24 protein-coding genes are annotated in these 23,502 nt (G+C 63.9%); 9 read left to right on the forward strand and 15 right to left on the reverse strand.

The genetic code is table 11. The annotated features are described in order from the left end of the window. Positions 1 to 21 precede the first annotated feature (21 nt). The 4 genes from C0Z18_RS07905 to C0Z18_RS07920 form a co-directional block, all read right to left on the reverse strand. Positions 22 to 1,011, reverse strand: a complete 990-nt coding sequence (locus C0Z18_RS07905; protein WP_102644856.1) for a thiamine pyrophosphate-dependent dehydrogenase E1 component subunit alpha — start codon at positions 1,009 to 1,011, stop codon at positions 22 to 24. 43 nt (positions 1,012 to 1,054) lie between these two features. Beyond that, positions 1,055 to 2,176: an ATP-NAD kinase family protein gene (locus tag C0Z18_RS07910; protein WP_102644857.1), complete on the reverse strand. Its 1,122-nt coding sequence runs from the start codon at positions 2,174 to 2,176 to the stop codon at positions 1,055 to 1,057. Between the two features lie 226 nt (positions 2,177 to 2,402). After that, on the reverse strand, positions 2,403 to 4,382 hold the full coding sequence (locus C0Z18_RS07915) for a sigma-54-dependent Fis family transcriptional regulator (RefSeq protein WP_102644858.1): 1,980 nt from the start codon (positions 4,380 to 4,382) through the stop codon (positions 2,403 to 2,405). Positions 4,383 to 4,563: 181 nt separating this feature from the next. Further along, on the reverse strand, positions 4,564 to 5,112 hold the full coding sequence (locus C0Z18_RS07920; RefSeq protein WP_233217235.1) for a YbhB/YbcL family Raf kinase inhibitor-like protein: 549 nt from the start codon (positions 5,110 to 5,112) through the stop codon (positions 4,564 to 4,566). Positions 5,113 to 5,387: 275 nt separating this feature from the next. Between C0Z18_RS07920 and C0Z18_RS07925 the strand changes: the two genes are divergently transcribed. The 5 genes from C0Z18_RS07925 to C0Z18_RS07945 are packed head-to-tail and all read left to right on the forward strand — an operon-like array spanning position 5,388 to position 9,087. Continuing rightward, positions 5,388 to 5,804 carry a DUF1924 domain-containing protein gene (locus C0Z18_RS07925; protein ID WP_102644859.1) on the forward strand — a complete coding sequence of 139 codons (417 nt, stop codon included), beginning with the start codon at positions 5,388 to 5,390 and terminating at the stop codon, positions 5,802 to 5,804. A gap of 45 nt (positions 5,805 to 5,849) precedes the next feature. Beyond that, positions 5,850 to 6,338 (forward strand): diheme cytochrome c, encoded by a 489-nt coding sequence (locus tag C0Z18_RS07930; RefSeq protein ID WP_102645049.1) that lies wholly within the window; start codon positions 5,850 to 5,852, stop codon positions 6,336 to 6,338. After that, positions 6,310 to 7,044: a cytochrome b/b6 domain-containing protein gene (locus tag C0Z18_RS07935; protein ID WP_102644860.1), complete on the forward strand. Its 735-nt coding sequence runs from the start codon at positions 6,310 to 6,312 to the stop codon at positions 7,042 to 7,044. Before C0Z18_RS07930 ends, C0Z18_RS07935 begins: the two co-directional genes overlap by 29 nt. Before the next feature lie 25 nt (positions 7,045 to 7,069). Beyond that, positions 7,070 to 7,747 carry a response regulator gene (locus C0Z18_RS07940; RefSeq protein WP_102645050.1) on the forward strand — a complete coding sequence of 226 codons (678 nt, stop codon included), beginning with the start codon at positions 7,070 to 7,072 and terminating at the stop codon, positions 7,745 to 7,747. After that, positions 7,744 to 9,087, forward strand: a complete 1,344-nt coding sequence (locus tag C0Z18_RS07945; protein ID WP_102644861.1) for an ATP-binding protein — start codon at positions 7,744 to 7,746, stop codon at positions 9,085 to 9,087. Before C0Z18_RS07940 ends, C0Z18_RS07945 begins: the two co-directional genes overlap by 4 nt. A gap of 32 nt (positions 9,088 to 9,119) precedes the next feature. Here the strand turns inward: C0Z18_RS07945 and C0Z18_RS07950 are convergent, their stop codons facing one another. From C0Z18_RS07950 to C0Z18_RS07975, 6 genes are all read right to left on the reverse strand, one after another. After that, entirely contained in the window at positions 9,120 to 10,064 is a 945-nt protein-coding gene (locus C0Z18_RS07950; protein ID WP_102645051.1) for a cation diffusion facilitator family transporter, read from the reverse strand. 71 nt (positions 10,065 to 10,135) lie between these two features. Continuing rightward, positions 10,136 to 10,777, reverse strand: a complete 642-nt coding sequence (locus C0Z18_RS07955; RefSeq protein WP_102644862.1) for a hypothetical protein — start codon at positions 10,775 to 10,777, stop codon at positions 10,136 to 10,138. Between the two features lie 143 nt (positions 10,778 to 10,920). Further along, on the reverse strand, positions 10,921 to 11,460 hold the full coding sequence (locus tag C0Z18_RS07960) for a cytochrome b (protein WP_102644863.1): 540 nt from the start codon (positions 11,458 to 11,460) through the stop codon (positions 10,921 to 10,923). Between the two features lie 126 nt (positions 11,461 to 11,586). Continuing rightward, positions 11,587 to 13,341 carry a SulP family inorganic anion transporter gene (locus C0Z18_RS07965; protein ID WP_102644864.1) on the reverse strand — a complete coding sequence of 585 codons (1,755 nt, stop codon included), beginning with the start codon at positions 13,339 to 13,341 and terminating at the stop codon, positions 11,587 to 11,589. A gap of 83 nt (positions 13,342 to 13,424) precedes the next feature. Further along, complete coding sequence (locus C0Z18_RS07970; RefSeq protein ID WP_102644865.1) at positions 13,425 to 14,282, reverse strand: M48 family metallopeptidase; 858 nt, start codon at positions 14,280 to 14,282, stop codon at positions 13,425 to 13,427. Positions 14,283 to 14,533: 251 nt separating this feature from the next. Then, positions 14,534 to 14,827, reverse strand: coding sequence for a hypothetical protein (locus C0Z18_RS07975; protein ID WP_102644866.1), 294 nt, complete (start codon positions 14,825 to 14,827; stop codon positions 14,534 to 14,536). A 371-nt stretch (positions 14,828 to 15,198) separates the two neighbouring features. Between C0Z18_RS07975 and C0Z18_RS07980 the strand changes: the two genes are divergently transcribed. Beyond that, the gene (locus C0Z18_RS07980; protein ID WP_102644867.1) at positions 15,199 to 16,932 is read left to right on the forward strand and encodes a PQQ-binding-like beta-propeller repeat protein; all 1,734 of its coding nucleotides are present in this window, start codon (positions 15,199 to 15,201) and stop codon (positions 16,930 to 16,932) included. 199 nt (positions 16,933 to 17,131) lie between these two features. Continuing rightward, positions 17,132 to 17,662 (forward strand): TIGR00645 family protein, encoded by a 531-nt coding sequence (locus tag C0Z18_RS07985; RefSeq protein ID WP_102644868.1) that lies wholly within the window; start codon positions 17,132 to 17,134, stop codon positions 17,660 to 17,662. A gap of 86 nt (positions 17,663 to 17,748) precedes the next feature. Here C0Z18_RS07985 and C0Z18_RS07990 read toward each other — a convergent pair whose 3' ends face one another. The 5 genes from C0Z18_RS07990 to C0Z18_RS08010 form a co-directional block, all read right to left on the reverse strand. Then, positions 17,749 to 18,699, reverse strand: a complete 951-nt coding sequence (locus C0Z18_RS07990) for a sensor domain-containing diguanylate cyclase (protein WP_102644869.1) — start codon at positions 18,697 to 18,699, stop codon at positions 17,749 to 17,751. Positions 18,700 to 18,716: 17 nt separating this feature from the next. Further along, positions 18,717 to 19,346: a chemotaxis protein CheC gene (locus tag C0Z18_RS07995; RefSeq protein ID WP_102644870.1), complete on the reverse strand. Its 630-nt coding sequence runs from the start codon at positions 19,344 to 19,346 to the stop codon at positions 18,717 to 18,719. Next, entirely contained in the window at positions 19,339 to 19,707 is a 369-nt protein-coding gene (locus tag C0Z18_RS08000; protein WP_102644871.1) for a response regulator, read from the reverse strand. The genes C0Z18_RS07995 and C0Z18_RS08000 overlap by 8 nt, the downstream gene beginning before the upstream one ends. 268 nt (positions 19,708 to 19,975) lie before the next feature. Continuing rightward, positions 19,976 to 21,445, reverse strand: coding sequence for a YncE family protein (locus tag C0Z18_RS08005; RefSeq protein WP_102644872.1), 1,470 nt, complete (start codon positions 21,443 to 21,445; stop codon positions 19,976 to 19,978). 8 nt (positions 21,446 to 21,453) lie between these two features. After that, positions 21,454 to 21,795, reverse strand: coding sequence for a DUF305 domain-containing protein (locus C0Z18_RS08010; RefSeq protein WP_233217249.1), 342 nt, complete (start codon positions 21,793 to 21,795; stop codon positions 21,454 to 21,456). Positions 21,796 to 22,057: 262 nt separating this feature from the next. Between C0Z18_RS08010 and C0Z18_RS08015 the strand changes: the two genes are divergently transcribed. Continuing rightward, a complete protein-coding gene (locus tag C0Z18_RS08015; protein ID WP_102644874.1) occupies positions 22,058 to 22,576 on the forward strand; it encodes a sigma-70 family RNA polymerase sigma factor in 519 nt (172 codons plus the stop codon). Beyond that, positions 22,573 to 23,409 carry an anti-sigma factor family protein gene (locus C0Z18_RS08020; protein WP_102644875.1) on the forward strand — a complete coding sequence of 279 codons (837 nt, stop codon included), beginning with the start codon at positions 22,573 to 22,575 and terminating at the stop codon, positions 23,407 to 23,409. Before C0Z18_RS08015 ends, C0Z18_RS08020 begins: the two co-directional genes overlap by 4 nt. Positions 23,410 to 23,502: the final 93 nt, after the last annotated feature.

The raw sequence follows: 23,502 nt of genomic DNA on the forward strand, positions 1-23,502 counted from the left end.
TTGATTCGTCGGGTTCGCTGTTCAGTACTTCACGTAGACGTCGGTCAGCAGATCGGCCGGCTTCGGATGTTCGGCCGCCTTCGCCTCTTGCACGGCGCGCTCGATCAGCGCCGCTACCTCGTGATCGATATCGTCGAGTTCGCCCCGCGTGAGCACGCCGGTTTCGGTGACGCGCGCCGCGAAAATCTTCAAGCAGTCGCGATGCGCGCGAATCTCGTCGAGCTCGCCGGGCGCCCGGTAGGTCTGAGCGTCGCCTTCGAAGTGGCCGTAAAAGCGAACCATCTTGCATTCGAGCAGCGACGGGCCGCCGCCTTCGCGGGCGCGTCGAATCACTTCGCCGGCGGCCTCGTGCACGGCGAAAAAGTCGGTACCGTCCACGGTGACACCCGGAATGCCGAATCCCGCCGCACGATCGACATAACTATCGACGGCCGTGCCGTACTCGCGCGCGGTCGCCTCGGCATAGCCGTTGTTTTCGATGACGAAGATGACGGGTAGATTCCAGACCGCGGCCAAGTTCAGGCTTTCGAGGAAGGTGCCTTGGTTGGAAGCGCCATCGCCCGCGAAGGTGATGCCCACCTCTCCCTTGCCGCGGAATTTCGCGGCCAGCGCGGCGCCGCAGACCAACGGCGCACCGGCGCCCAAAATGCCGTTGGCCCCCATCATTCCTTTCGATAGATCGGCGATGTGCATCGAGCCGCCCTTGCCGTTACAAGAGCCGCCGGTCTTGCCGTAGATCTCCTTCATCATGCCGATCACATCCACGCCCTTGGCGATGCAGTGGCCGTGGCCTCGGTGCGTACTGGCGATGCGGTCGCCGTCGTGCAGATGGTGCAAGATGCCGACGCCGGCCGCTTCCTCGCCGGCGTATAAATGCACGAAGCCGGGGATGTCGCCGCGAGAGAAGTCGACGTGCAGCCGCTCCTCGAAGTCGCGAATCGTGCGCATCCTGCGATAACAGTCGAGCAATTCTGAACGGCCCAGCGGTAGGGCTGCGGGTTTCGCTGTCATGCGTGTCTCCTTTGATGGTTGTCGTTTCAGGGTGTGGAAGAAGTCAGAGGGCCGCGGCGCTCGCGCCGATCGGCGCTGAAAGTTGCGCGCGCAACAATCCATGCGTGGCGGCATAGCGCAGGCAATCGGCTACCGCGATGCTGCGGAACGCGCGTTCGCGTAACGTGATCGTCAATCGATCGTTCGGACCGAACGTGATCTCGCGCTCGCCGTCCAACGCGATTACGCCTCCGCGCCGGCGCACGGTCACCGGCTCGCCATCGACGAGGCGATGCCAGCCGTATACAGGCACGGGCTGGATCAAGCCCGGCGCGATCGGCGCATGCAGATGAAATAAAGGCTCGGCCGCCTCGGATCGAATCGCGCCCGGCTCGGACGGCGCCACTTGTACGTGCAGACCGCCGCTCTCACGCCGGCCCACGGGCGCGAGCATGCCGCCGATGGCCGATAAGCCGATCGCCTCGGGCTCGGCAAAGGCCATGTAAACGTCGGCGAGCGAATCGGTTCGCCACAACGCTTTGGCGCCGATATAGTGTTCATGCGCGATGGCGATGTCGACCAATGCGATGTCATGCCGCACGGCTGCGTCGCGCGCATTGAGCCTGACGTCCAATCGCTTGTTGTAGGCGAGCGCCGTATCGGGCGCGATGCGGCCCATCGCATACAGTCCCACCGCGAGCCCCGCCAAGGTGGCCTCGCGCAGCTCGGGATAGGCATTGTTGGTACCGGTCGATAAACCGGCGATGGGAATTTGTCCGCACTCGCGCACCACGGCGCGATGGGTACCGTCGCCACCGAGCACGACGATGGCGGAGACCGCGGCCTCGCGCATCATGCGGGCGGCACGCAGCGTATCGTCGACGCGCCCCGCCGCGGGCATCGCGAGCCACTCCAATCGCGGCCAGACTTGATCGCTCGCCGATGCCGCTCGTTCGCGCTTCAAATGCCGCTCGAGCATCGGCATCAAGCCTTCGCGATCGGGCATCATCGATACGCGCGTCACGCCGCACGCGCCCAGCGCCGCCATCGCGCGCAGCACGATGTTGACTCGGTCGGCCAATTGCAGACTGTTGGCGTTGGCCACGACACGGCGGATATCGCGGGCCGAAACGGGGTTCGCAATGATGCCGACCACGGGCGGACGAACCGGTGAGGGTTCGCGCATGCCTGTCTCCTAATGTATTGGTATCGACAGGCTCAAATGCAATAGGTATGCCATGCGCATCCCTGCCATCGAGGCGCGAAAACCTCCGGGATTACCCCCAAGACAGAGCGCAAAAACGCGCGCCCGACGCTGTGGGCGTGACAGGTGTCACAGCATCAGATGTATCGCGATTGACAGGCGTATCGCTAGCGCGCTCGCGTGGTCGCGCCGCGATCGGCGCTGCGCGTCACTCTCGGCGCACGGAGACCGCATCGGTACGGTTCGGCGATTGAATACCGTGACGCGCCATACGCCGGTACAACGTCATGCGGCTGATTCCGAGTTCGCGCGCGACGGCGCTCAGGTTCCAGCCATGGGCGCGCAGGTGTTGGGTGAGAAGCGCGCACTCGGCGTCGAGCGCGTCGCGTTCGACGGGGCCCGCTTCGGGAGTGGAAGGAGTGAGACGGGCGGCGTCAGCGGAATCGGCCCCCTGCCCGCCGATACCTTCGGGCAGATCGCGCGCTTCGATCTGTCCGTCATTGCAGACCGCGCGCGCGTACTCGATGGCATTGCGCAGTTCGCGCAAGTTGCCCGTCCAGCGATGGCGGCGTAGTTGCGCTCTAGCCGAATCGGACACGGTAAAGCCCGGCACGAGGAATTTGTCGATCAGCCAATCGAGGTCGCTACGCTCGCGCAGCGGCGGCAATACGAGCCGCGCGCCGTTCAAGCGGTAATAGAGATCCTCGCGAAAGCGTCCGTCCCCGATCAATGCGTCGAGCGGATGGTGCGTGGCCGAGATCACACGCACATCGACCGGCACGGGACGCGAAGCACCGATCGCGAGCACTTCGCCTTCGGCCAGTACGCGGAGCAAGCGCGATTGCAGTTCCCTCGGCATGTCGCCGATCTCGTCGAGGAATAGCGTTCCCCCATCGGCCTCCTGGATCAACCCGCGCTTGGCTTTCGGCCCTGCCCCCGAGAAGCTGTTGGGCAAGTGCCCGAACAGTTCGCTCTCGATCAGCGTTTCCGGGATCGCCGCGCAATTGACCGCGACGAAGGGGCCATTGCGACGCGCGCTGGCTCGATGCAGGGCACGCGCGAAGTACTCCTTGCCGCTGCCCGTTTCTCCGTTGATGAGCAGATTGATGGGCGCGTCCACGAGCCTCGCCGCTAGGTGCAATTGCCGCTGCAACGCCTCGTCGCCGCCCGATAGCGATGCCAGTTCGGCCGGCAACGACGCTTGCCGGTTGCTGACCGTGTCTGCTTGCAACGGCACCATCGGCGGCATGGCGCTCAGATAGAGGCGCTTTGCGCTGCGGCTCAAGCGCACGACGCGCTCCTCGCTCGGACGCGAATACACGAAGCGTCCCAGTTGCTCCGGGGCCAACGCGAACAATGCGTCGAATCGCATGCCGAGCAGCGACGATTGCATCGAGTCGAACCCGGCTTCGGCCATCAACATTTGCTGTGCTCGGCGGTTGTGGCCGACGAGACAGCCGTTCTCATCGAGGGCGATCAGATACTCGGGCGCGACGTCGATGAACTCGGGCGCGGGGCTCAGCTTGAGGATCCAGTCGCGCCGGTGGCGCCGCAGGAAATACGCGTCCTCGATTCGGCTCGCGTAGGTCCGCACGAGGTACAGCGCGAACGTCTGGCTGTCCTTCGTGAGCGGCGAGCTCAACGCGGAGATGTCCAAGATCGCATGGAGCCGCCCCTGCGAATCGAAGAGCGGCGCGGCGGTGCAAGTCAAAGGAATATGGGTGGCATCGAAATGATCGGCCCGATGGACGGTCAACGCGTGGCCGGTCGCGAGCGCAGTGCCGACGGCGCAAGTACCCGCGCCTTTCTCGCTCCATTGGGCGCCCAGGTAAAGGCCGGCCCGGCGCAATCCCGCGTCCGCGCCGTCGTCGCCCAGGTAGTCGACGGCAACGCCATCGACATCCGTCAACAGCACGACGTACCCCGTCCCGGCCACTTGGCCGTACAGCGTTTCGAGGCCGTAGCGCGCGATGCGCGCGAAATCGTCGATGCGCTGCTGATGCTCGCGCAGGCGTTGGGCGGGAACGATGCGCGCCTCCTGCATCCGAGTCGGATCGAGACCGTACTCGTGCACGCACCGGTGCCACGAGCTCTGGATCACCGCATCGTGCATCCGCGCGGCTACCGGGGGCTGGCCGGTGGTCGTCAGGACCACCGTTTCGATGTGATCGCGCTGCCGGACGTCCATGTTTGTCTCCTGTGTCCGGGACGTGCATTGCTGGACACAACGGCGCCGGCTTGCGAACCGGTCGCCTATCGGGCGGCAATGCGCTGCGCGCCCGATGTTTTCGAGTTGGGCCCCTAATGTACCATCGCCGCGAGAAGAGTTCAGACGCGCCCGGCTGCAACGCCTGCGCTTGCCAACCGCGCTATCGCTTCATGCGGATCGTCGCCGTTGCTTGCGCAAGCGCCTGATAGTGCGCGACAAATCCAACGACAGCCGGCGTCGCGTTCGCATCCACCGGCAGCTTCGCGATCTTCAACGCCGTGAGCGTGACGATATAGCGATGCGTTTCGCCTTGCGGCGGGCACGGCCCGAGATAGCCCGCATGGCCGAGATCGTTTTTGACGGCAAGCGCCCCCTCGGGCAACTGCGACGCATCGTTACCCGCACCGGTGGCGATGGCGTGAACGGATGCGGGAATATCCGCCACCACCCAGTGCCAAAAGCCCGAGCCGGTCGGCGCGTCGGCATCGCGCATCGTCAGCAGGTAGCTCCGTGTTCCGTCCGGCTCGCCCGACCACCGAATCGACGGTGAAACGTTCTGGCCGTGGCAGCCGAATTGGCCCGATACTTGGGCGTTGTCGAACGAATCGTTCGTCAGTTGAACACGATCGATCGTAAGGCCCTGCGCCTTCGCGTTGCCCGTTGCGAGCAACGCCATGCCAAGCATGAGTCCCACTGCTTTTTTCTTCATGTTGAATGCCTCGGAGAACAAGAAAGTCGTGCACGCATTGTTCTCGCGGCCGCCAGACGTAACAAGGCTAGCGGCGGTACTAGTATCGCCGCCACCATCGTTTTCCTCACACGAATCGCTGCGGCAACGGCGCCGACGCGGCGGCGGTCCCACCTTGACGCAAGTCAACGCTCGCCCCCACCGGCGGCCGAAAATGATCGAGGTATCGGCGTTAAGAATCCGGTAAGCAAGCGGCCCAAATATGGAGAGCATTCATTCGGATTGGGGGATTCACGATGCTCACGTTCGCGCGCCTGCGCGCACTTCGCGCTCTGTGCGTTGGCGGTTTGATTGCAACCGCCGGCGTTTCGCTCGCTTATGCGCAATCTCCCGAGCAAATCTTGAGCGGCTATGCGGCCCAATCGGGCGCAGCGCCCGACCCCGCGCGCGGCCAACAATTCTTCACCAATCGGCACGGCCGCGAGTGGGCCTGTGCGACGTGTCACGGCGCCACGCCGACCGGCACCGGAAAACACGCGGCCACCGGCAAGGCGATCGAGCCGTTGGCCCCGGCCTTCAACCCCGCGCGCTTCACGCAATCCGCCAAGGTCGAAAAGTGGTTTCGACGCAATTGCATGGACGTCGTCGGCCGCGAATGCTCGGCGCCGGAAAAGGCCGACGTTCTGAGCTGGCTCATCACGCTCAAACGATAGCGCGCAAAAGCGCCCGAACTCACCGCACTCGTGAAGGAACGTCAGATGAACACCGGACTTGCTCGCGTGGTTGGATTCGCGTTCTCCGTGCTCGCCGTGGCCGCTCTGCCAAGCCTAACGCTGGCCGACGAAGAGCACCCGGCCGCCGCCGCCGTTACGCCCCATCCGCTCTACCGGCAGGAGTGCGCCGCTTGTCACGTCGCGTATCCGCCGGGCATGCTGCCCGCGCAATCGTGGCGGCGCATCCTCAATAACCTCGACCATCACTTCGGCACCAATGCGTCGTTGGACGCTGCTTCCGTGAAGCAGCTCGAAGGCTGGCTCACCGCGCACGCCGCGAGCACGGGGCGTGCGGCGAGCGCGCCGCCGCAGGATCGCATTACGCGTTCCTCGTGGTTCATCGCGACGCACGAAGAAGTATCCGCGTCGACATGGCAACGCGCCTCCATCAAGAGCGCGTCGAACTGCGCCGCCTGTCATACCCGCGCCGATCAAGGAAACTTCGATGAACGATACGTCCGCATCCCGCGCTGAACACGAGGCGCGCACAACCGCTACGGTGAGAATTCTCGTGTGGGACGCCCCGGTGCGCGTCTTCCATTGGCTCATGGTCGCCTCGTTCGCGGGGGCCTGGCTGACGGCGGAAAGCGAGCGATGGCGTCTGCTGCACGTGACGCTGGGCTACACGATGGTGGGACTCGTGGGCTTTCGCGTGATCTGGGGCCTTATGGGCACACGGTACGCGCGCTTCTCCACGTTCGTGCGCTCGCCGGCCGCCGTGGTCCGCTACCTCACGAGCCTGCTCAAACACCAGCCCGAACGCTACGTCGGTCACAATCCGGCCGGCGCCATCGCGATTCTCGCCATGCTGCTCATGACATTGGCGATCGGCTCGACCGGGTGGGCGGTCTATAACGGCGCCGGTGGGGAATGGTTCGAGGAACTGCATGAGGGCGTTGCCAACGCAATGCTCGCGCTGGTCGCGCTTCACGTCGCCGCGGTCTTGGGTAGCAGCGTCGTGCACCGCGAAAACCTCGTCCGGCCGATGATCACCGGTTACAAGTCGGGCGAGACGAACGAAGGGGTTCGTTCCGCGCGCTGGGGGGTCGCCGCACTCTTAGTCGCGGGCGTGATCGCCTGGTGGTGGACGCAATGGCAATCGGCCCCGCAGGCGCCGGCCAGCAATTCGTCCACGGGCGCCGTGACGGACCGGCGGACCAACGCCGACCGCGACGACTGAGTTCAAACGATAGGACACATTGGTCGTGCGGATACTGCTTGTCGAAGACGACGCTTTGCTAGGCGACGGCGTACGGGCCAGCTTGCGTCAACAAGGCTTTCAAGTCGACTGGGTGCGCGACGGCGAAGCCGCGCAGCGCGAGTTGCGCGCGCAGCCTTACGCGGCGGCGGTCCTCGACCTCGGCCTGCCGCGCTTGGACGGTCTCGACGTATTGCGTCACGTGCGCCGCGCCGGGGTCGAGCTTCCGATCCTCGTACTCACGGCACGCGACACTATCGCCGATCGCATCCAGGGGCTCGATATCGGCGCGGACGATTACGTTGTCAAACCGATCGATTTGCACGAACTCGGCGCGCGGCTACGTGCCCTCGTGCGCCGCGCGCACGGTCAGCCCACCGAGCGGCTCGAAGCGCAGGACGTCGTGCTGGAGCCGGCATCGCGGACGGTGTACCGCGCAGGCGTACCCGTCCCGCTTTCGACGCGCGAGTTCGACCTACTGCACGTGCTCATGCTCAATGCGGGCCGCGTGCTGTCGCGCGAAGTCATCGAGCAGCACTTGTATAGCTGGGGGCAGGAAGTCGAAAGCAACGCGGTCGAAGTTCACGTGCATCGCCTACGTACGAAGCTGGGCAGCGACCTGATCCGCACCGTGCGCGGCGTCGGCTACGTGCTGCTGCCGGAATGCAGCGGCGAAACACGATGATGCCCCGCTCACTGCAAGGACGCCTGCTGGTACTCGTAACGGCGGGTATCGCGATCGTCTGGCTGCTGGCGAGCGGACTCACCTGGCACGACTCGAGGCGCGAAATCGATCGGCTGCTCGATAGTCATCTCGCGCAAGCGGCCGCGCTGCTCGTCATGCAACAGGCACAAGCGGCGGACAGCGACGAAGCACTCGACGCGCCGATCTTGCACCCGTATGCGCCCAAGGTCGTCTTCCAGGTTTTTCACGAAGGCCACCTCGGCATCCATTCCGCCAACGCCCCCGCGCAACCGATGGTGCCCGCCGATGCCGCGCGCGCGCCGGGATTTTGGACCGTCGAGATCGGCGGCGAAGCCTGGCGGGTGTTTGCCACGCCCGGGACGCAGCATGACACCGAAGTGTTCGTGGGCGAGCGGCTCGATACGCGCACGTCGATACTGCTCGCGGTGATGCGCAGCGCCTTCTGGCCGATGGCCGGCGCACTGCCGGTTCTGGCGCTCGCGATCTGGTGGGCGGTCAGACGCGGCACCGCACCGTTGCGGGACCTGGGGCGCTTACTGACATGGCGCGATCCGCGTGCGTTGGACCCGGTGCGCATGGACCGCGCGCCAAAGGAAATGGCGCCGATGCTCGATGCACTGAACCGCTTGTTCGATCGCATTCGCGCCGTACTCGATGCGGAGCGGCGGTTCACGGCCGACGCGGCGCATGAACTGCGCACGCCGATCGCGGCAATCAAAGCGCAGGCGCAAGTGGCCCTGTGCGAAAACAACGCGGCGCTTCGCCGGCACGCGCTCTCGGCCGTGCTGGAAGGCTGCGACCGCGCGGTGCACCTCGTCGAGCAATTGTTGCTGTTGTCTCGGCTCGATGCGGGTGCAACGACGGAAGGCGCGGTGGATGTCGATGTTGGCGCGCTGGCCAAGCAGGTTCTCGCAGACCTCGCGCCCGGCGCAATCCGCAAATCGCAGCAGCTCGAACTCGACGCGCCCGAGCGATGTGTCGTGATGGGCAACGCGGTGCTGCTTGCCTCGCTCATTCGCAACCTCGTCGACAATGCACTGCGTTATAGCCCCGCCGGGGCACGCATTTCGGTGTCGATCCGAGATCGCAGCGGCCACGTCGTCATGACCGTACAAGACAGTGGACCGGGCCTATCGGACGCCGACATGCGCCGACTCGGAGACCGCTTCTTCCGTGCACCGGGCAGCGGCGAAAGCGGCAGTGGGCTTGGGTGGTCGATCGTGCGGCGCATTGCCCGCGTGCATGGCGCCTCGCTCGAGGTTCGTCGATCCGATGCGCTAGGCGGGTTGAAGGTCGACGTCGACTGGCCAACTCTCTAGAGCATGAAGCGGTGTAAACGGATGTAAAGGTCCTAAACGGCGGCGGCCGCCTCGCTGACGCCGCGCCTGCGCGGGTCCACGTGCGTCATGACATTGAGCACGCGATGGCGCGTCAAGACATGTTGACGCGCCGCCACCGCGATGTCGTGCCCGGCTTCCACGGAAATCGCGGCGTCCACCTCGATATGGACGTCGGCGACGATCATGTCGCCCATCTTGCGCGTGCGCAGATCGTGTACGCCGATGACGCCGGGCGTCGCGAGCAGCGTTTGCCGGATCGCGTTCACCTCTTGCTCGTCGGCCGAGCGGTCCATCAGATCGTGCAGCGCGTCCACGCCGAAGCTCCACCCCATCTTCAGCACGAGCAGGCCCACGATCAGCGCCGCGATCGGATCGAGGATGGGAAAGCCCGCGAGGTTGCCGACGATGCCCACACCCACGACCAGCGAGGAGGCGGCGTCCGACCTGGCATGCCACGCGTTGGCCACGAGCATGCTCGACTTCACGAGCTTGGCGACCGCCAGCATGTAACGAAACAGCAGCTCCTTCGCGATGAGCGCACCGATCGCAATCCATAGCGCCGCCATGTGAACGCGCTCGACCGATCCCGGATCGGCCAGTTTGCGCAGCGCCGCCCATAGCATGCCGATACCCACCGCGGCCAAGATGACGCCTAGCGCAAGCGATGCGGCCGTTTCGAAACGTTGATGACCGTATGGATGCGCTTCATCCGCGCCCTTTCTGGCGTGATGACTGGCGAACAGGACGACGAAGTCGGCCACGAGATCCGACAGCGAGTGGATGCCGTCGGCGACGAGGCCCTGCGAGCCCGAGACGATCCCCGCCGCCACCTGGCCGAAGGTCAGACAAAGATTGACGGCGACGCTGACCCAAGTGCTGCGGGACGCTGCCGCGGCACGCTCGGCCGGAGAATGCTCGGTATGCTCCGCATCGTCGAAGAGGGGTTCGGTCTTCATCTGAACTTCCGTACGGTAAATGGTCGTCACCGGCTACGCGCCGGCTCCCACGCGTTGTTTGGCCGTTGAACTCACCGTCGCGTGGTCCGGCCGCGCGCGGCATGCGCGGTGAGTTTGACCGAGCGCCGCCACGCCAGCTTCCGCTCGTCGAAGAGCACCTTCCAATCCACCTTGGTCAGCAGATACACGAGCCCGAGCAAAATCAACTGGGTGACGATGAAATACCCACTCAAATAGCCGCCTTCGAATTGCGTCTCCGGGTCGATGCGCGCGGAAACGAATCGACCGAGATAGGCCCACACCGTATAGCTCGCTGTGCGGCCCACGAAAAAAGCCGCCGCGATATTGATAAGCGGCAAGCCCGAAAGGCCATAAGCGATAAACAAATAGTTCGAGGGAAAGGGGCTCAGCGAATAAACGAAAAACGCGCCGACGGTGAGGCGCTTATGCCGCTCGAGCCAAGCTTTGACGACGTCGATATTTTGCCGATCGGAATCGCGCATCCAATGCCCGCGCACGAGCGCGCGGGCAAACGTGGCCAAAATGATCCGGCCGATCGTCGCCGCGCCGGCGGCGACCAAAGCAAAAACGAACGGCTTGCCCGCCGGCACGTTGAACCCCATCCACGACATGGCCATCCATGTGGGGGGCGCGAACGCCGGCATTAAATTGATCAGCAGCACCACGACGAACAAGATCGCGAGCGTCGCCACGATGGACCTCCCGCCTTCAGCCTTTCATTGTGCTGTGGGCGGGCCGGCAGCGCTTGACGCACGTCAAGCGCCGCCGCCATGCCTAGCGCCGCATCCGCATGCGCGCGAGCCAAAGAACGTCGAGCCCGCGCGCCTGCGGCACGTCACCCCATCATTCGCTCGAGAACCTTGTCTTTGCGCACGAAGCGATGGAACAGCGCCGCGCCGACGTGCATGACGATCAGCGCGAGCAGCACCCAAGCGAGGACGCCATGAACGTCGCCCATCTCATGCGCCACGTTCGAGCCGGTGGCCGCGATCGGTGGCAACGGCAGCGCACCGGAAAGCGTCGACGCCCAGTCCCGCGAGGACGCATTGGCCCAGCCCAGCAGCGGCACCACGATCAGCGCGGCATAAAGCAGGAAGTGCGTGGCGCGCGAAACCGTATCGAGCAGCGGCGGCAAATCGCCCGGAGGCGGCCGATGCGTGAGGCGCCAGACGACGCGAACGGCCATGGCCAAAATCAGGGCCGTGCCGATGATCAAATGCCATGCGATCAGGCCGACCGGCTGGGTGTCCCGGTGAATGTCGGGCATGGTCCATCCCACGACAAATTGCGCCGCGATCAGTACCACGACCAACCAATGAAGAAAACGCGCGACCCGCCCGTAGGTCTCGCTGTCATATCGTGCGACGGCGGACATTAGCTACTCCCTGAAGAGAAATGAACGCGTGGATCTTGCCCGAGCCGCCTTATCTCCAGCTTAAGAAGGGCGCAATTCGCCGGCAATTCGTATCACATATCGAGACCGCCCTCGGTCAACGCTCGGTCAACGCTTAGGCGAGCGCGGGCTACCGCGCGAGGCGACACAATGTTCGACGGCTTCGCCGACCGTCGCAAAAAACGGCGCGGTATTGCTGAATTTTTGAAATAGTCCGTATTGGCGCAACAGGTCTTTGACTGGCCCCTTCATCTCCGCGAAGCACAGCCGAACGCCTTCGGCACGTAATTCGTCGTGCAAAACGTCGAGCACGTCCGCCGCCGTCACGTCGATATCCGTAATGGGCTCGGCCGCCACGATCGCCCATTGCACTTCGCTTGGCGCTTGCGCGATGGCGCGCCGTAGATGGTCGGAGAAGATGTTCGCGTTGGCGAAAAACAGCGGCGCATCCCAGCGAAACAGCACGAGCCCCGGCATTTGGCGGGCATCCGGATGGCGCGTGACATCGTGATAGCCGCGCACACCGGTCACTCGGCCGAGTACGGCGTCGTAGGGATGCCAGGCGCGCCAGACGAACGAGAGCAGCGCCAGCCCCACTGCGAGGAAGATGCCTTGCACCACACCGAGCAGAACCACGCCCAGAAGACACAACAGCGAAATCGCAAACTCGCTGCGTCTTCGGCGATACAGCCGCGCCACATTCCGAATTTGCATGACGGCGATCGATGCGCAGATGACGACGGCCGCCAATGCCGCATGCGGGACATGCGCGAGGAGGCTGGGCGCGAAGAGCAGGAGCGCCGCGATGCACAGGGCCGACACGATGCCGGTCACCTGTGTTTGCGCACCGGCGGCTTGCGCAACGGGCGTACGAGAGGAACTGCTGGTCACCGGGCACCCCTGCAAAAAGCCTGCTAGCAGATTCGCCGCCCCGAGCGCGATGAGTTCCTGGTTCCGGTCGGCATTCCGATCCGCGCGCGACGCGAATACGCGCGATAAAACGCTGATGTCGGCGAACGAGACCAGCGCGATGGCCACCGCGCCGCCGGATAAGCGGCGAATCTCAGGCCAGGACACGCTCGGTAGGCGTGGCAACGTCAATCCAGAAGGAATCGCGCCGATCACCGGTACGAGCACCTGATACGCGTGGCGCAGCCACCAACCGGCGCCCGCCGCGATGACGAATACGATGAATATTCCCGGCAGGCCCGGTGCGAGCGTGCGTAGCGCCAGGATCACGGCGACGCAGGCCAAGCCGATCGCGGCGGTCGCGACTTGAATTTGGCCGGTGAGCAGGGCCTGATAAGCGTTCAACACATCGCCGAGGAAACTCCCGCCGCCCCCCGAAAACCCGAGCAGTTGGGGCAACTGGCCCGCCGCCAATGTGACGGCGATGCCGTTCAGGTATCCGTACCGGATCGGGTCGGAGAGCAGATCGGAAACAAAGCCGAGTTTCATGAGGCCGAACAGCGCGCATGCGGCACCGGCCATGGTGGCCAGCATCGATGCGAGCGCGACGGTGTGGGCCGCGCCTGTCGACGAGAGCGGCAATACCGTGGCGGCGATCAGCGCGGCGAGCGCCGAATCCGGGCCCAACACGAGAATCCGGCTCGGACCGAAAACCGCGTACCCGATCAATGCCGCGATCGAGGCATAAAGCCCCGTGAGGACCGGCAAGCCGGCTGCCTCCGCATAACTCATCCCGACCGGCACCAGCATCGCGGTGAGCACGAGCCCGGCGAATAGATCCTTGGCAAGCCAGGCGCGCCGATAGTCTCGCAACATCGAGATCGCGGGCACCCAATGCGCGAGATCGAAGCGCGGGGTCTTGCGTTCGGGCGGCTTGGGCACGGGCTTGGCCATGATCGATTGGATTTCGTCGCCCGTATGCGGGCTAACATGTGCCCCCGCAGTGTCTCACGACCCGCGCGATCGTTCCGGCTTCCTTAGCGGCCGGTGCTGCGCATGAATCGCGGTTCGGCGTCCCCGATGAACTCCGGCATACCGCTTTGCGCTTGCGTCACGCCCGCGCCGATCGCGGCGACGCGACGCGTCAAGCGCGGGTGCGTGCGGTTGATCTCGGTCAGAAAGCCGAAGATCGGAGGCACCATGGCTTCCTGCGCGGCAAATGCCTCGCAGTTCATCTGAGGGTTCAAGCGCCGGCAGCCGCACCCGAGCATCTGCAACGCGCCGCGCGAAGCATGCGCATCCTTCGACAGGTACGCGCCGATGGTGTCGCACGTGTATTCGCGCGATCGCGAATAGGCCTTTCCGAGAAACGGCACGATATGCGCGGGCAGCTTCAGCGTATTGAGCCAAGGGTTCAAGTGGCCGGCCGCATGGTGCCCGAGTTCATGGCCGATCACGAAGCGCACCTGGGCATCGTTGTTCGCTTCGACCAGCGCCGACGTGAGAAACACGTACCGCCCGCCCAACAGACGCCGCGCAAACGCGTTGAATAGGCCGTTCGAGTTGTAGATGAACGTTGTCGGCGCCTTGCTCAAGCCGATCTCCCGCGAACCGTCGACCACCATTTGATGCAGCTCGGGGAATTGGTTCGGCCCGACGAGGACCATGTTCCCGAATGCCGAAGCGCGGTACGCGGCGCTCATCAGCAACATGAAGACCGTGAAGCCGACGAAATACGCGACGTAGAGCTGGACATAGTGCCCTAGCTTCGGAGCGTCCCAATACTTCCATACCCATGAAAGCACGAGCGCCCAAAGGATCGGGCCGAGCACGAGCATCATGAAGTGGTATCGCCGCTCGCCCTTGTGACGCAGCGAACCTGCTAACTTGGACATTACTTTCCCCTCGTTGTGTTCAATGAATACTTAACGTCGTTTTATAAAATCGGCCGCGGCGCGGCCGCAAGCGGATAAACCCGCTATCCTTTTCGCCGCCGATTGCCGAAATCGCCGGCGGCGTTACATTACAGGGGGAATGCGGTTTGCGCCAGATGCCGTATTCAATTCAATCGTCTTTCGCCTCAGTATGCGGCCCATTACCCAAGGCAAGCGAAATTGCACGTAGCCGCCGGTGAAAATGAATGCGCTTACTGGAGCCGGCATGAATACTCGCCACCCCATTGGCCGCTGGTGCAACGTTGGCAGGTATAGCTGGGACACCGGCTGATCGGTTGATTCGGCAGCGTGCACTTGGACACGATGGTACCGTCGGCCACCATGCTGCCGTCGGGCGCCCGGCAACCGGCGCCGACAGAGACGCCCGTATTGGCTGCATTGGCTGCGTTACCCGACGGGGCGCCCGCGCCCATCGGCGTGCAAGCGCAGGCGATCGAAACCAACCCGGCGATCCACAACGGCTTGAACCAGCGATTCGAAGACATGGCGCACCTCCTTCGAGCATTTCCAAGACCTGCCGGGCTTTGGGTTTGGGGATGGTCCGTATCACCCTCTTATTCGGTCAGCATATACGCCGCATGGAACGACGCAAGATCGATCTAGCGATAACGATCGCGCGGCTAAAGCGATAGCTAGCATTCGGACGCCATCCGCCCGCGGCATTGCGGTCGAATCGGAATCCGGCGCTTTCGGTGGCGTCCAGGAACGGCAATACGTCCTCGTCTAAATTGCGATTAGGAAGTAACTTTCTTCAAATCGGCGGGACGCGTCAATCGCATTACCGCTCGCCTATCCCGTCCCCGCTTCGGTACGAGAAATGCTAAGTATCGAGCCTATCCGCGTTTCGGAGACGCTCATGGACCGCACGCACACCCCTCACCTCGCGTCGAGAGCCATCGAGTATGGCGCACTGATATGCATCTTGGGGGCGCTGTGTTCGTCTTGTAGCGGAGGCGGAGGCGGAAGCAGTTCGAGCGGCACGGCTCCCAGCGGCAGCGCGGGCGGCTCGGGCGGCGGTGCGGGAAGCAGCACTGGAAGCGGCACCGGAAGCGGCGCGGGAAGCGGAGCCGGCATGGCATCGGCATCCGACGTGCTGACCTATCACAACGACCTGGCCCGCACCGGACACTATCTAGCGGAAACCATCCTTACGCAGGCCAACGTCAATTCCACGCAATTCGGCAAAGTCGGCTTCCTTTCGGCCGACGGCAAAGTCGACGCCGAGCCGCTCTACGCGGGCAAGGTTTCGATGGGCGGCGCGGCTCACAATGTCGTTTTCGTCGTCACCGAGCACGACAGCGTCTATGCGTTCGACGCCGATACCCGTTCGATGCTATGGAAGCGCTCGCTGCTAGGCAGCGGCGAGACAACGAGCGACAACCGTAGCTGCAGTCAGATCACGCCCGAGATAGGCATTACGTCCACACCGGTCATTGATCGCTCGCGCGGCGCGAACGGCGTGCTCTACGCGGTGGCGATGAGCAAGGACGCGAACGGTGCCTATCACCAGCGCCTGCACGCCCTCGATCTGTCCTCGGGAAACGAGATGTTCGGCGGCCCGGTCGAAATCGCCGCGAGCTTCCCCGGCAACGGTGCGATCAGCGCGAACGGCGTCGCCACGTTCAATCCGGCGCAGTATGCCGAGCGGCAAGCGCTGACGCTCGTGAACGGCAACCTGTATCTCGCCTGGACGTCGCATTGCGATGAAGGCGCCTACGGCGGCTGGGTCATGGCCTATAACGCCGATACGCTCGCGCAAACGAGCGCAATCGATCTCACGCCGAACGGCAGCGAAGGCTCCGTTTGGATGAGCGGAGCGGGCATGGCGTCCGACGGCAGCGCCCTTTATTTGCTCGACGCCAACGGCACGTTCGACTCGACACTCGATAGCAGCGGCTTCCCCGTGAACGGCGACTACGGCAATACGTTCCTTAAGTTGGCCACCTCGCCGAAACTATCTGTCGCCGATTACTTCGCCCCGATGAATACGGTCGCGCAGTCGAATCAAGATGTGGATCTCGGCTCGGGCGGCGCGCTGGTCCTGCCCGATCTGGCCGACACAACCGGCACGACGCGGCACCTAGCCGTGGGCGCGGGCAAGGATTCCAATATCTACGTCGTCGATCGCGATGCGATGGGCAAGTTCAACAGCACCAAAAACGCGATATGGCAGGAGATCGACGGACAACTCACCGGCGGCGTGTTCGGCATGCCGGCCTATTACGGCAACGTCGTCTACTACGGCGCCGTCGGCGATCACCTCAAAGCGTTTCCGATCGCCTCGGCGCGCTTGGCGACGAGGCCGGGCTCGAGCAGCGCGAAGACGTTCCCCTATCCGGGCACGACGCCGAGCGTCTCCGCGAACGGCACGCAAAACGCCATCGTCTGGGCCGCGGAGAATGGCAGCGTCGGTGCGCTGCACGCGTTCAACGCGAGCAACCTCGGGCAAGAGCTCTATAACAGCAATCAGGCCGGATCGCGCGATACGTTCGGCCCGGGCAATAAATTCATTACGCCGATGATCGCGCAGGGTCACGTGTACGTCGGCGCGACGAACGGTGTGGCGGTTTTCGGGTTGCTGGGACAGTAGAATCATCGACTTCCGTCCCATCACCCGACGATCTCGATCAGCCGCTTTCGCTCCGTCGCACTGAACCATGCGAGCAACCTGGTCGATGCCGGTGGAGCGTTCGCAAGGAAACTGTAAAATTGCCGGTTCGCGCGGTAAAAGGCGCGGTGCGTCGATCGATGCCCGCGCGCTACCGGGAACAAAACAGGAACGACACCCCATGCATCAACGCAACCCTTTGGAAAAACTGCTCGAGTTTTCTCTCTTCAAATCGCGCTGGCTGCTCGCGCCGTTTTACGTCGGTCTCGCCTTCTCGCTCGTCATGCTGTTGGTCGCATTCGTGCAAGAGCTCGTGCATGCACTGGGGGGCGTGCTGCATGCCTCGCCCGAGCAGATCATTCTCGCGACGCTTTCGCTGATCGACCTTTCGCTCGCGGCCAATCTCGTCGTCATCGTGATTTTTTCAGGCTACGAAAACTTCATTTCGAAGATCGATACGGGCGATAGCGAAGACCGCCCGAGCTGGATGGGCACGCTCGATTTCTCGGGCTTGAAGATGAAGCTGATCGGCTCGATCGTCGCGATCTCGGCGATTTCGCTGTTGCGCGCGTTCATGAGCCTGACCGAACAAGACATCCCGCTCGACGAAGCGCGCGTGCGCTGGCTCGTCATCTTGCATCTGACGTTCATCGTGTCGGGCGTGCTGTTCGCGGCGATGGACTGGATTGCAGCCCGTTCGGAAAGTCACTGAGAATAAGACGGCCCCAATGAAGAACGCCGCCGGTTCGCGTAGCTACGCGCCGGCGGCGTTTCATTTGAGTCAGGCTCGAGTCACGCTCAAGCGTGATGCTCGACGATGCACACCTGGTTGCGGCCCGCGTGCTTCGCGTCGTATAGCGCTTGATCGGCCTCGGCCACGAGCGCGGCGACACCGGTCAAACCCGGCGCCGCGGCACAGCCGCCCACGCTCACCGTCACTTTGAGCGGTCCGGAACTCACCTCGAGCGCATCGGCCTCGATGGCATGGCGAATCTTTTCGGCCACGACCGCGGCCCCCGACTCATCGCAATGCGGCAGCACCACCATGAACTCCTCGCCGCCGTAACGGCCGAGAATATCGCTGTTGCGCAGTTGCGGCGACACGGTCGCGGCGATCTTGCGCAGCACGGCATCGCCGGTCGGGTGACCGTACGTGTCGTTGATGCGCTTGAAATGGTCGATGTCGAACAGCAGCACGGCGAACGAGTCGTGATGACGCGTCCAACTGTTGTACTCCGCTAGCAGACGACGATCGACGTGGCGCCGGTTGTACAGCCCCGTGAGCGCATCGCGCTCGGAAGAGTCGCGCAGCGCCTCGAGCGCGGCCTCGCGCTCCTTCCAGGCCACCGCGAGTTCGGTCACGTCCGCGATCGTGACGCATACGGCCACGACCTCTCCGTTTTCGATCAGGGGCATGAACGAACAATCTTGCTGCATCAGATCGAGCGAGCCCGTGATCGGGCAATCGTGTTCGAACGGCATCAGCCAGGGCCGGTGCTGCCACGACGAAAACGAGCCGCTGTGCAGCAAAAAGACCGTATCGAACTTGCGCTTGAGCCACGCCCGCGGCAAGTCGGGAAAGCAATCGAAGAAACTGCGCCCGATCGCGTCGGCCGTGCTCACGCCGCTGTGCTCGTCCATGAAGCGATTCCAGAGCACGATCCGGTAGTCGCGGTCCACGGCGAAAATGCCGAGTCCCACGCGTTCCAGTGCGAGCTCGCTCAGGCGAGCGGTACCAGGGATGTCCATCTGCAGCTACGATAAATTCAGAGGTTCGCGAGAAATCCTTCGAGCGCCGTCACGAGCGACTGCACCGCCTTGGCCGTCATCAGCGTGAGCAGGTGCGAGCCGAATACGCCGTCTTCCGTCTGCAAATTGACTTCGAGCAACAACGCGCGATCCCAAGGCAGTTTCGACGGATGCAAGACATCCTCGAGGTTCAGTTGCACGCCGATCACGCGCGGCGGCGTAAACGTCGGCAACTGGCCGAGCTGTTCGAACAATCCCGTCAAGCACGCCCCGGCGATCAAGTTTGCGACGTCGGACAACGCTTCGGCGTCCGACATCTCTTCTTCGCCCTGCTCGGCATGCATATCGTCGGAACGAAACACCACCTTCATATGCTCGGCACTACGGCTGTCGAACAGCGAGATCGCCTCGCCGGCGATATCGCAGCGAAAGCTCTGACGCAGCGCGGTCACGGGCTCCGTGAAGTCGAGCATGTCGCGCACGGCCGTCGGCAGCGTATCGGTATCCACCATACGGATGCGCGGCACCGAAAGATGCACGAAGCGTCCGAGCAGCGCGGCAAGGCGCGCGCCCGCTTGGCCCATGCCAATGTTCGCGATCTCTTGGAGCGCGTCGCGCTGGTCTTCGGTGAGAATAGGCTCACTCATACAATCCGTACTCTTTCAAGACGGGCAACAGCTTTGCGCTCGTCACCGGCTTGTCGATGAAAGCGACGGCGCCGAGCGCCTTCACGCGAGCTTTCGCTTCGGGTTGAATATCGGCGGACACGACGATCACGAAGCTATCGAGCCCCTCGGCACGCACGGTTTCGAGCACGTCGAAACCGGTCATGCCGGGCATCGTCAAATCGAGAAACATCACCGAGGCGCGTCCTTCCCGGTAGGCCGCGAGCGCGTCCGTGCCGTTGGCCGCCTGAGTGATTTCGACGTCCCACGCCTCAGGCAAGGCGTTGATCAGCAGTCGGCGGGCGAGCGTCGAATCGTCCACCACCAGTACAGGCAATCCCATTTTTCGGTTATTCCTTCAAAACCTGTCTGATATAACGGCCGCCTCCCCCGAATCTGAAGTACTCACAAACCCCAACGTAGAAAACGTTTACATCACGCGCAAACGTTGTCGTAAACGTTTGTTTTTGCAGCCGTTCCTCGCGTTCGGCCCATGGTAAATTTTATTAAGCACTGCCAAATAAAGTTAGATGACGGCAGCCTACGATGCAATGAAAAAGGGCGGATTCGATCGTCACTCCACGACCCTTCCGCCCCCGCGTCGAGCTGGCTCAGAGCGCCTGCGTTTGCACCGGCTCGCCGACCTTTCCATCGGTTTCCGGGGCGATGACGAGATAGCGGCGCTCATTGGCGCCCGCCCCGGACGGAGCCGATACCGCTTGGCGGATTTGGCCCAGCGCGTTCACGATCGCCGCACCGGCGGGATTGGTCATGAAACGTGAGAGCACGTCGATCGGACCGCTACCGTCGGCATGGCCGGCAAGCCCTAGGATATAAGGCCGCTTCGGTTGGAGCCCTGCCACCGCCGCTTGCATCACCTGCAGCAGCCCTTGGTCGAACAGGGTGACGCTCGTGCGCGTGTCGCCGCCCCCCTCGCGCGGCACGAGGACGATCTGCGCCGCGCGCCCCGCCACCCCGAGCGGCTGCAGGTTCGCGGTGCCGTCGCCTTCCGGCACCGCTTCGGGCACATAGGCGACCGCCTGCGGCGCTTGCCCGATCGGCACGCTCGCCGAGAGGGTGTTGGACAGCGTGTCGATGACCGCCATCGCGTCCGCGTTTTCGAGGCCGACGTACACTCGGCTGCCATCGCCCGACGGCCAGAGCCCATGCGGCAAGCTGCCCACCGCGATCGTGGCGACTTGGCTGAAGTCGCCGGTATTGAACACCTTCACTTCATTCAACCCGCCGACCGTCACGTAAGCGAACTGTCCTTTCGCGTTGCGCACGATATTGACGTGGTTCGTAATGGGGCCCGTGTCGATCGTCTTCAGCAACGCGAACGGCGGCCGCGCCTCGAACACTTGCGTCTTGCCCACGTCTTTCAACGTGAACCACACTTGCTTGCCGTCGGGCGTCGCCGCGATGTTCGGGCAAAACGGACTGGCCTGCGCGATTTTGCCGACGATCTTATGATCCGCAACGGAGATCACTTCGGTTTCGGGATTGAACGATGAACACACATACCCGTAGCGTCCGTCCGGAGAAAAGATTTGCATGCCGGGGCCGGCCGGGACTTTGATGCGTGTCTTCTCCTCGAACGTGCTCGCGTCGAGCACCGCCACGTAGTCTTCGCCGCGCACCGTCACCCACACCTGCCTGCCGTCGGGCGTGAAAAACGCCTCGTGCGGCGAGCGGCCGACGTAGGTGACGTGTTTGACCGTATTGGTCTGCGTATCGATGAACGCCACCGAGTTCGAGCCGATCGATACGACCGCGAGCGTCCGGTGGTCGGGTGAAAAGCCCATGCCGTGCACGAGCAACTGCCCTTTGTAGAGCGGGCTGAAATTGGCCGGCGCCGGATCGCCGAGACGGATGACCCCGAGCAACCGGTTGTCGGCCGGATCGATGACCGAGACCGTATTGGAGAACTGTTCCGCGGCGTAGACGCGATCGCGATGACTGACGGCGATATCGGGCGCAGCGGCCGCACCGGGAGCCTGCCCGGCGAAAGCGAGCGGCGCGGCGGCGATAGCGAAAGCGGCGAGCGCCGCCCGGAACGAAATCTTGGGTGTGATTTTCATTAGTATTCCTAATTAAATTGATCCGGAGCGGGCCGCGCCGGCGGCAACGGCTGCCCTAGCGCGAAATGCATCGCCGATATTTCCTGCTGCTGCTCGACAATGATTTCCTGCGCGATGCGGCGCAGCGTTTCATTTCGGCCGTAACGCAATTCGGCCTGGGCCATGTCGATCGCGCCTTGATGGTGCGGGACCATCATGGCAACGAAATCTCGATCGACATCTCCGCTCGGCTTCGCCTCCATTCCGGTCATCATGGCCGTCATGGCCTCGTCGTTCTCCGCGAGGAACGCGGCCTCGCGCTCGTCGGCGGCGCCGCTGCCCGCCCACGCCGGGGCGCTCACGGCGCTCATGCAACTCAAGGCAATGCCGGCGGCGAGCACGCGCGATCGGCGGAAAATACGGCACTTCATCGAGCCTCCGTGTCGAGAATGGAACTGCACTGTCGAGGCGAACACGGCTTCGCCGGCAGTATTCCCGCGCCGGCAGAAGAAAGATGCGTGAGTAGGCCGGGGCATTTCGGGTGGAATAAACTCGCGCCACGCGTGTTCGCATCGGGAAAGTGAGCGTGCGCGCGCCATCCCGGCGCCGCGCCGGCACGCGCTTGGTAGACGAATGGATATCCGGAACGACTTGGCGGCGCACGTCCCGCGACTGCGCCGCTATGCGAGAGCCTTGCTGCACAACCGGGAACTCGCCGACGATCTCGTGCAGGACACGCTCGAGCGGGCGCTTGCGCGCGCCGCGCTCTTCACGCCCGGCACGGACTTGCGCGCTTGGCTCTTTACGATCATGCACAACCTGTTCGCCAATCAGGCGCGGCGCGCCCACGTGCGCGGCGTGCATGTGAGCGTCGACGACGAGTACCTCGACGAGCGCGAGTTCGCCGTCGCGGCATCGCAAACGCGTTCGCTCGAAGTGAGAGATCTGGACGCCGCGTTGCAGCGCCTGCCCGACGAGCAGCGCGCCGTCGTGCTGCTCGTCGGGTTGGAGGAAATGAGCTACGCCGAGGTCGCGCTGACGCTCGGCGTGCCGATCGGTACCGTGATGTCGCGCCTATCGCGCGGCCGCGAGAAGCTCAGAGTGTTGATGACGGGCGCACGCCCCATCGAAAAGCTACGGGTGGTCAAGTGAGAGACGAGACGAACGCAATCGACGATGACGAATTGCATGCTTATGCGGACGGCGCATTGCCGGATGCCCGGCGCATCGAGATCGATGCGCTCATGGCCCGGCACCCGGAACTGGCCGAGCGTGTGGCGCATTACCGTTCGCTCGATGCGCTGTTGCACGAGCGCTACGACCGCGTGTTGGACGAGCCGATCCCCGCCCGTTTGCAGACCGCTTTGCATCGCGACGAGCGAGGCTTGCTGCTGCATCGGCATCGATGGATCGCACTTGCCGCGACGCTCGTGCTCGGCATCGGCATCGGCGCCGGAGTCGATTCCGGCGCGCGCCGCTTCGCCGACGGCGGCTTCGCGCTGACCGAGAACGGCGCCGCGCGTTTCGTCGCCGCGGGGACCGGCGCCGGCTTTGCCCGGCAGGCGGCCGTCGCGCACGTGGTCTACATGCCCGCCGTGGATCGGCCGCCCGGCGCCGCCGAACAAGACGAGCGGCAGTTCATGCGCTGGCTCACCGATCGCCTGGGAACGAATATCCATCCGCCGCTGCTGTCGCGCGCGGGCTTCGAGCTGACCGGTGGCCGCCTGCTGCCTGGCGCCGACGGGCCGACCGCGCTCTTCATGTATCGCGATCAGCAAGGCGAGCGTGTCACGCTATGCATCTCGCACCGCAAGCCCAGCACGCCGGCGACAGCCTTCAAGCTCTATCGCGACGGACCCGTCAACGTGTTTTATTGGATCGACGGCGACTTCGGCTACGCGGTCTCGGGCGGTATCGATCGCAACGTCTTGCTCGGGCTCGCCCGCACCGTCCACGCGCAATTGGCGGCCGGCACGGCCGGATAGATCGCGCGCCGGCGGCACGCCCCCTGCGTGCGGCATAGCCGATTCCTTTGCGCAGCCGCGTCGCCGCTTGTTATAATCCGATCATCTTTCCGC

Source organism: Trinickia dabaoshanensis (genome assembly GCF_002879885.1).
GTDB classification, from domain to species: domain Bacteria; phylum Pseudomonadota; class Gammaproteobacteria; order Burkholderiales; family Burkholderiaceae; genus Trinickia; species Trinickia dabaoshanensis.

Coding starts and splice junctions, on each gene's coding strand:
- C0Z18_RS07990 (WP_102644869.1), bottom strand. CDS start 18,699: ATGGACATCCCTGGTACCGCTCGCCTGAGCGAGCTCGCACTGGAACGC.
- C0Z18_RS08005 (WP_102644872.1), bottom strand. CDS start 21,445: ATGAAAATCACACCCAAGATTTCGTTCCGGGCGGCGCTCGCCGCTTTC.
- C0Z18_RS07970 (WP_102644865.1), bottom strand. CDS start 14,282: ATGTCCAAGTTAGCAGGTTCGCTGCGTCACAAGGGCGAGCGGCGATAC.
- C0Z18_RS07945 (WP_102644861.1), top strand. CDS start 7,744: ATGATGCCCCGCTCACTGCAAGGACGCCTGCTGGTACTCGTAACGGCG.
- C0Z18_RS07980 (WP_102644867.1), top strand. CDS start 15,199: ATGGACCGCACGCACACCCCTCACCTCGCGTCGAGAGCCATCGAGTAT.
- C0Z18_RS07920 (WP_233217235.1), bottom strand. CDS start 5,112: ATGAAGAAAAAAGCAGTGGGACTCATGCTTGGCATGGCGTTGCTCGCA.
- C0Z18_RS07915 (WP_102644858.1), bottom strand. CDS start 4,382: ATGGACGTCCGGCAGCGCGATCACATCGAAACGGTGGTCCTGACGACC.
- C0Z18_RS07960 (WP_102644863.1), bottom strand. CDS start 11,460: ATGTCCGCCGTCGCACGATATGACAGCGAGACCTACGGGCGGGTCGCG.
- C0Z18_RS07965 (WP_102644864.1), bottom strand. CDS start 13,341: ATGGCCAAGCCCGTGCCCAAGCCGCCCGAACGCAAGACCCCGCGCTTC.
- C0Z18_RS07995 (WP_102644870.1), bottom strand. CDS start 19,346: ATGAGTGAGCCTATTCTCACCGAAGACCAGCGCGACGCGCTCCAAGAG.
- C0Z18_RS08010 (WP_233217249.1), bottom strand. CDS start 21,795: ATGAGCGCCGTGAGCGCCCCGGCGTGGGCGGGCAGCGGCGCCGCCGAC.
- C0Z18_RS07975 (WP_102644866.1), bottom strand. CDS start 14,827: ATGTCTTCGAATCGCTGGTTCAAGCCGTTGTGGATCGCCGGGTTGGTT.
- C0Z18_RS07985 (WP_102644868.1), top strand. CDS start 17,132: ATGCATCAACGCAACCCTTTGGAAAAACTGCTCGAGTTTTCTCTCTTC.
- C0Z18_RS07930 (WP_102645049.1), top strand. CDS start 5,850: ATGAACACCGGACTTGCTCGCGTGGTTGGATTCGCGTTCTCCGTGCTC.
- C0Z18_RS07910 (WP_102644857.1), bottom strand. CDS start 2,176: ATGCGCGAACCCTCACCGGTTCGTCCGCCCGTGGTCGGCATCATTGCG.
- C0Z18_RS08015 (WP_102644874.1), top strand. CDS start 22,058: ATGGATATCCGGAACGACTTGGCGGCGCACGTCCCGCGACTGCGCCGC.
- C0Z18_RS07935 (WP_102644860.1), top strand. CDS start 6,310: ATGAACGATACGTCCGCATCCCGCGCTGAACACGAGGCGCGCACAACC.
- C0Z18_RS08000 (WP_102644871.1), bottom strand. CDS start 19,707: ATGGGATTGCCTGTACTGGTGGTGGACGATTCGACGCTCGCCCGCCGA.
- C0Z18_RS07925 (WP_102644859.1), top strand. CDS start 5,388: ATGCTCACGTTCGCGCGCCTGCGCGCACTTCGCGCTCTGTGCGTTGGC.
- C0Z18_RS07950 (WP_102645051.1), bottom strand. CDS start 10,064: ATGAAGACCGAACCCCTCTTCGACGATGCGGAGCATACCGAGCATTCT.
- C0Z18_RS07905 (WP_102644856.1), bottom strand. CDS start 1,011: ATGACAGCGAAACCCGCAGCCCTACCGCTGGGCCGTTCAGAATTGCTC.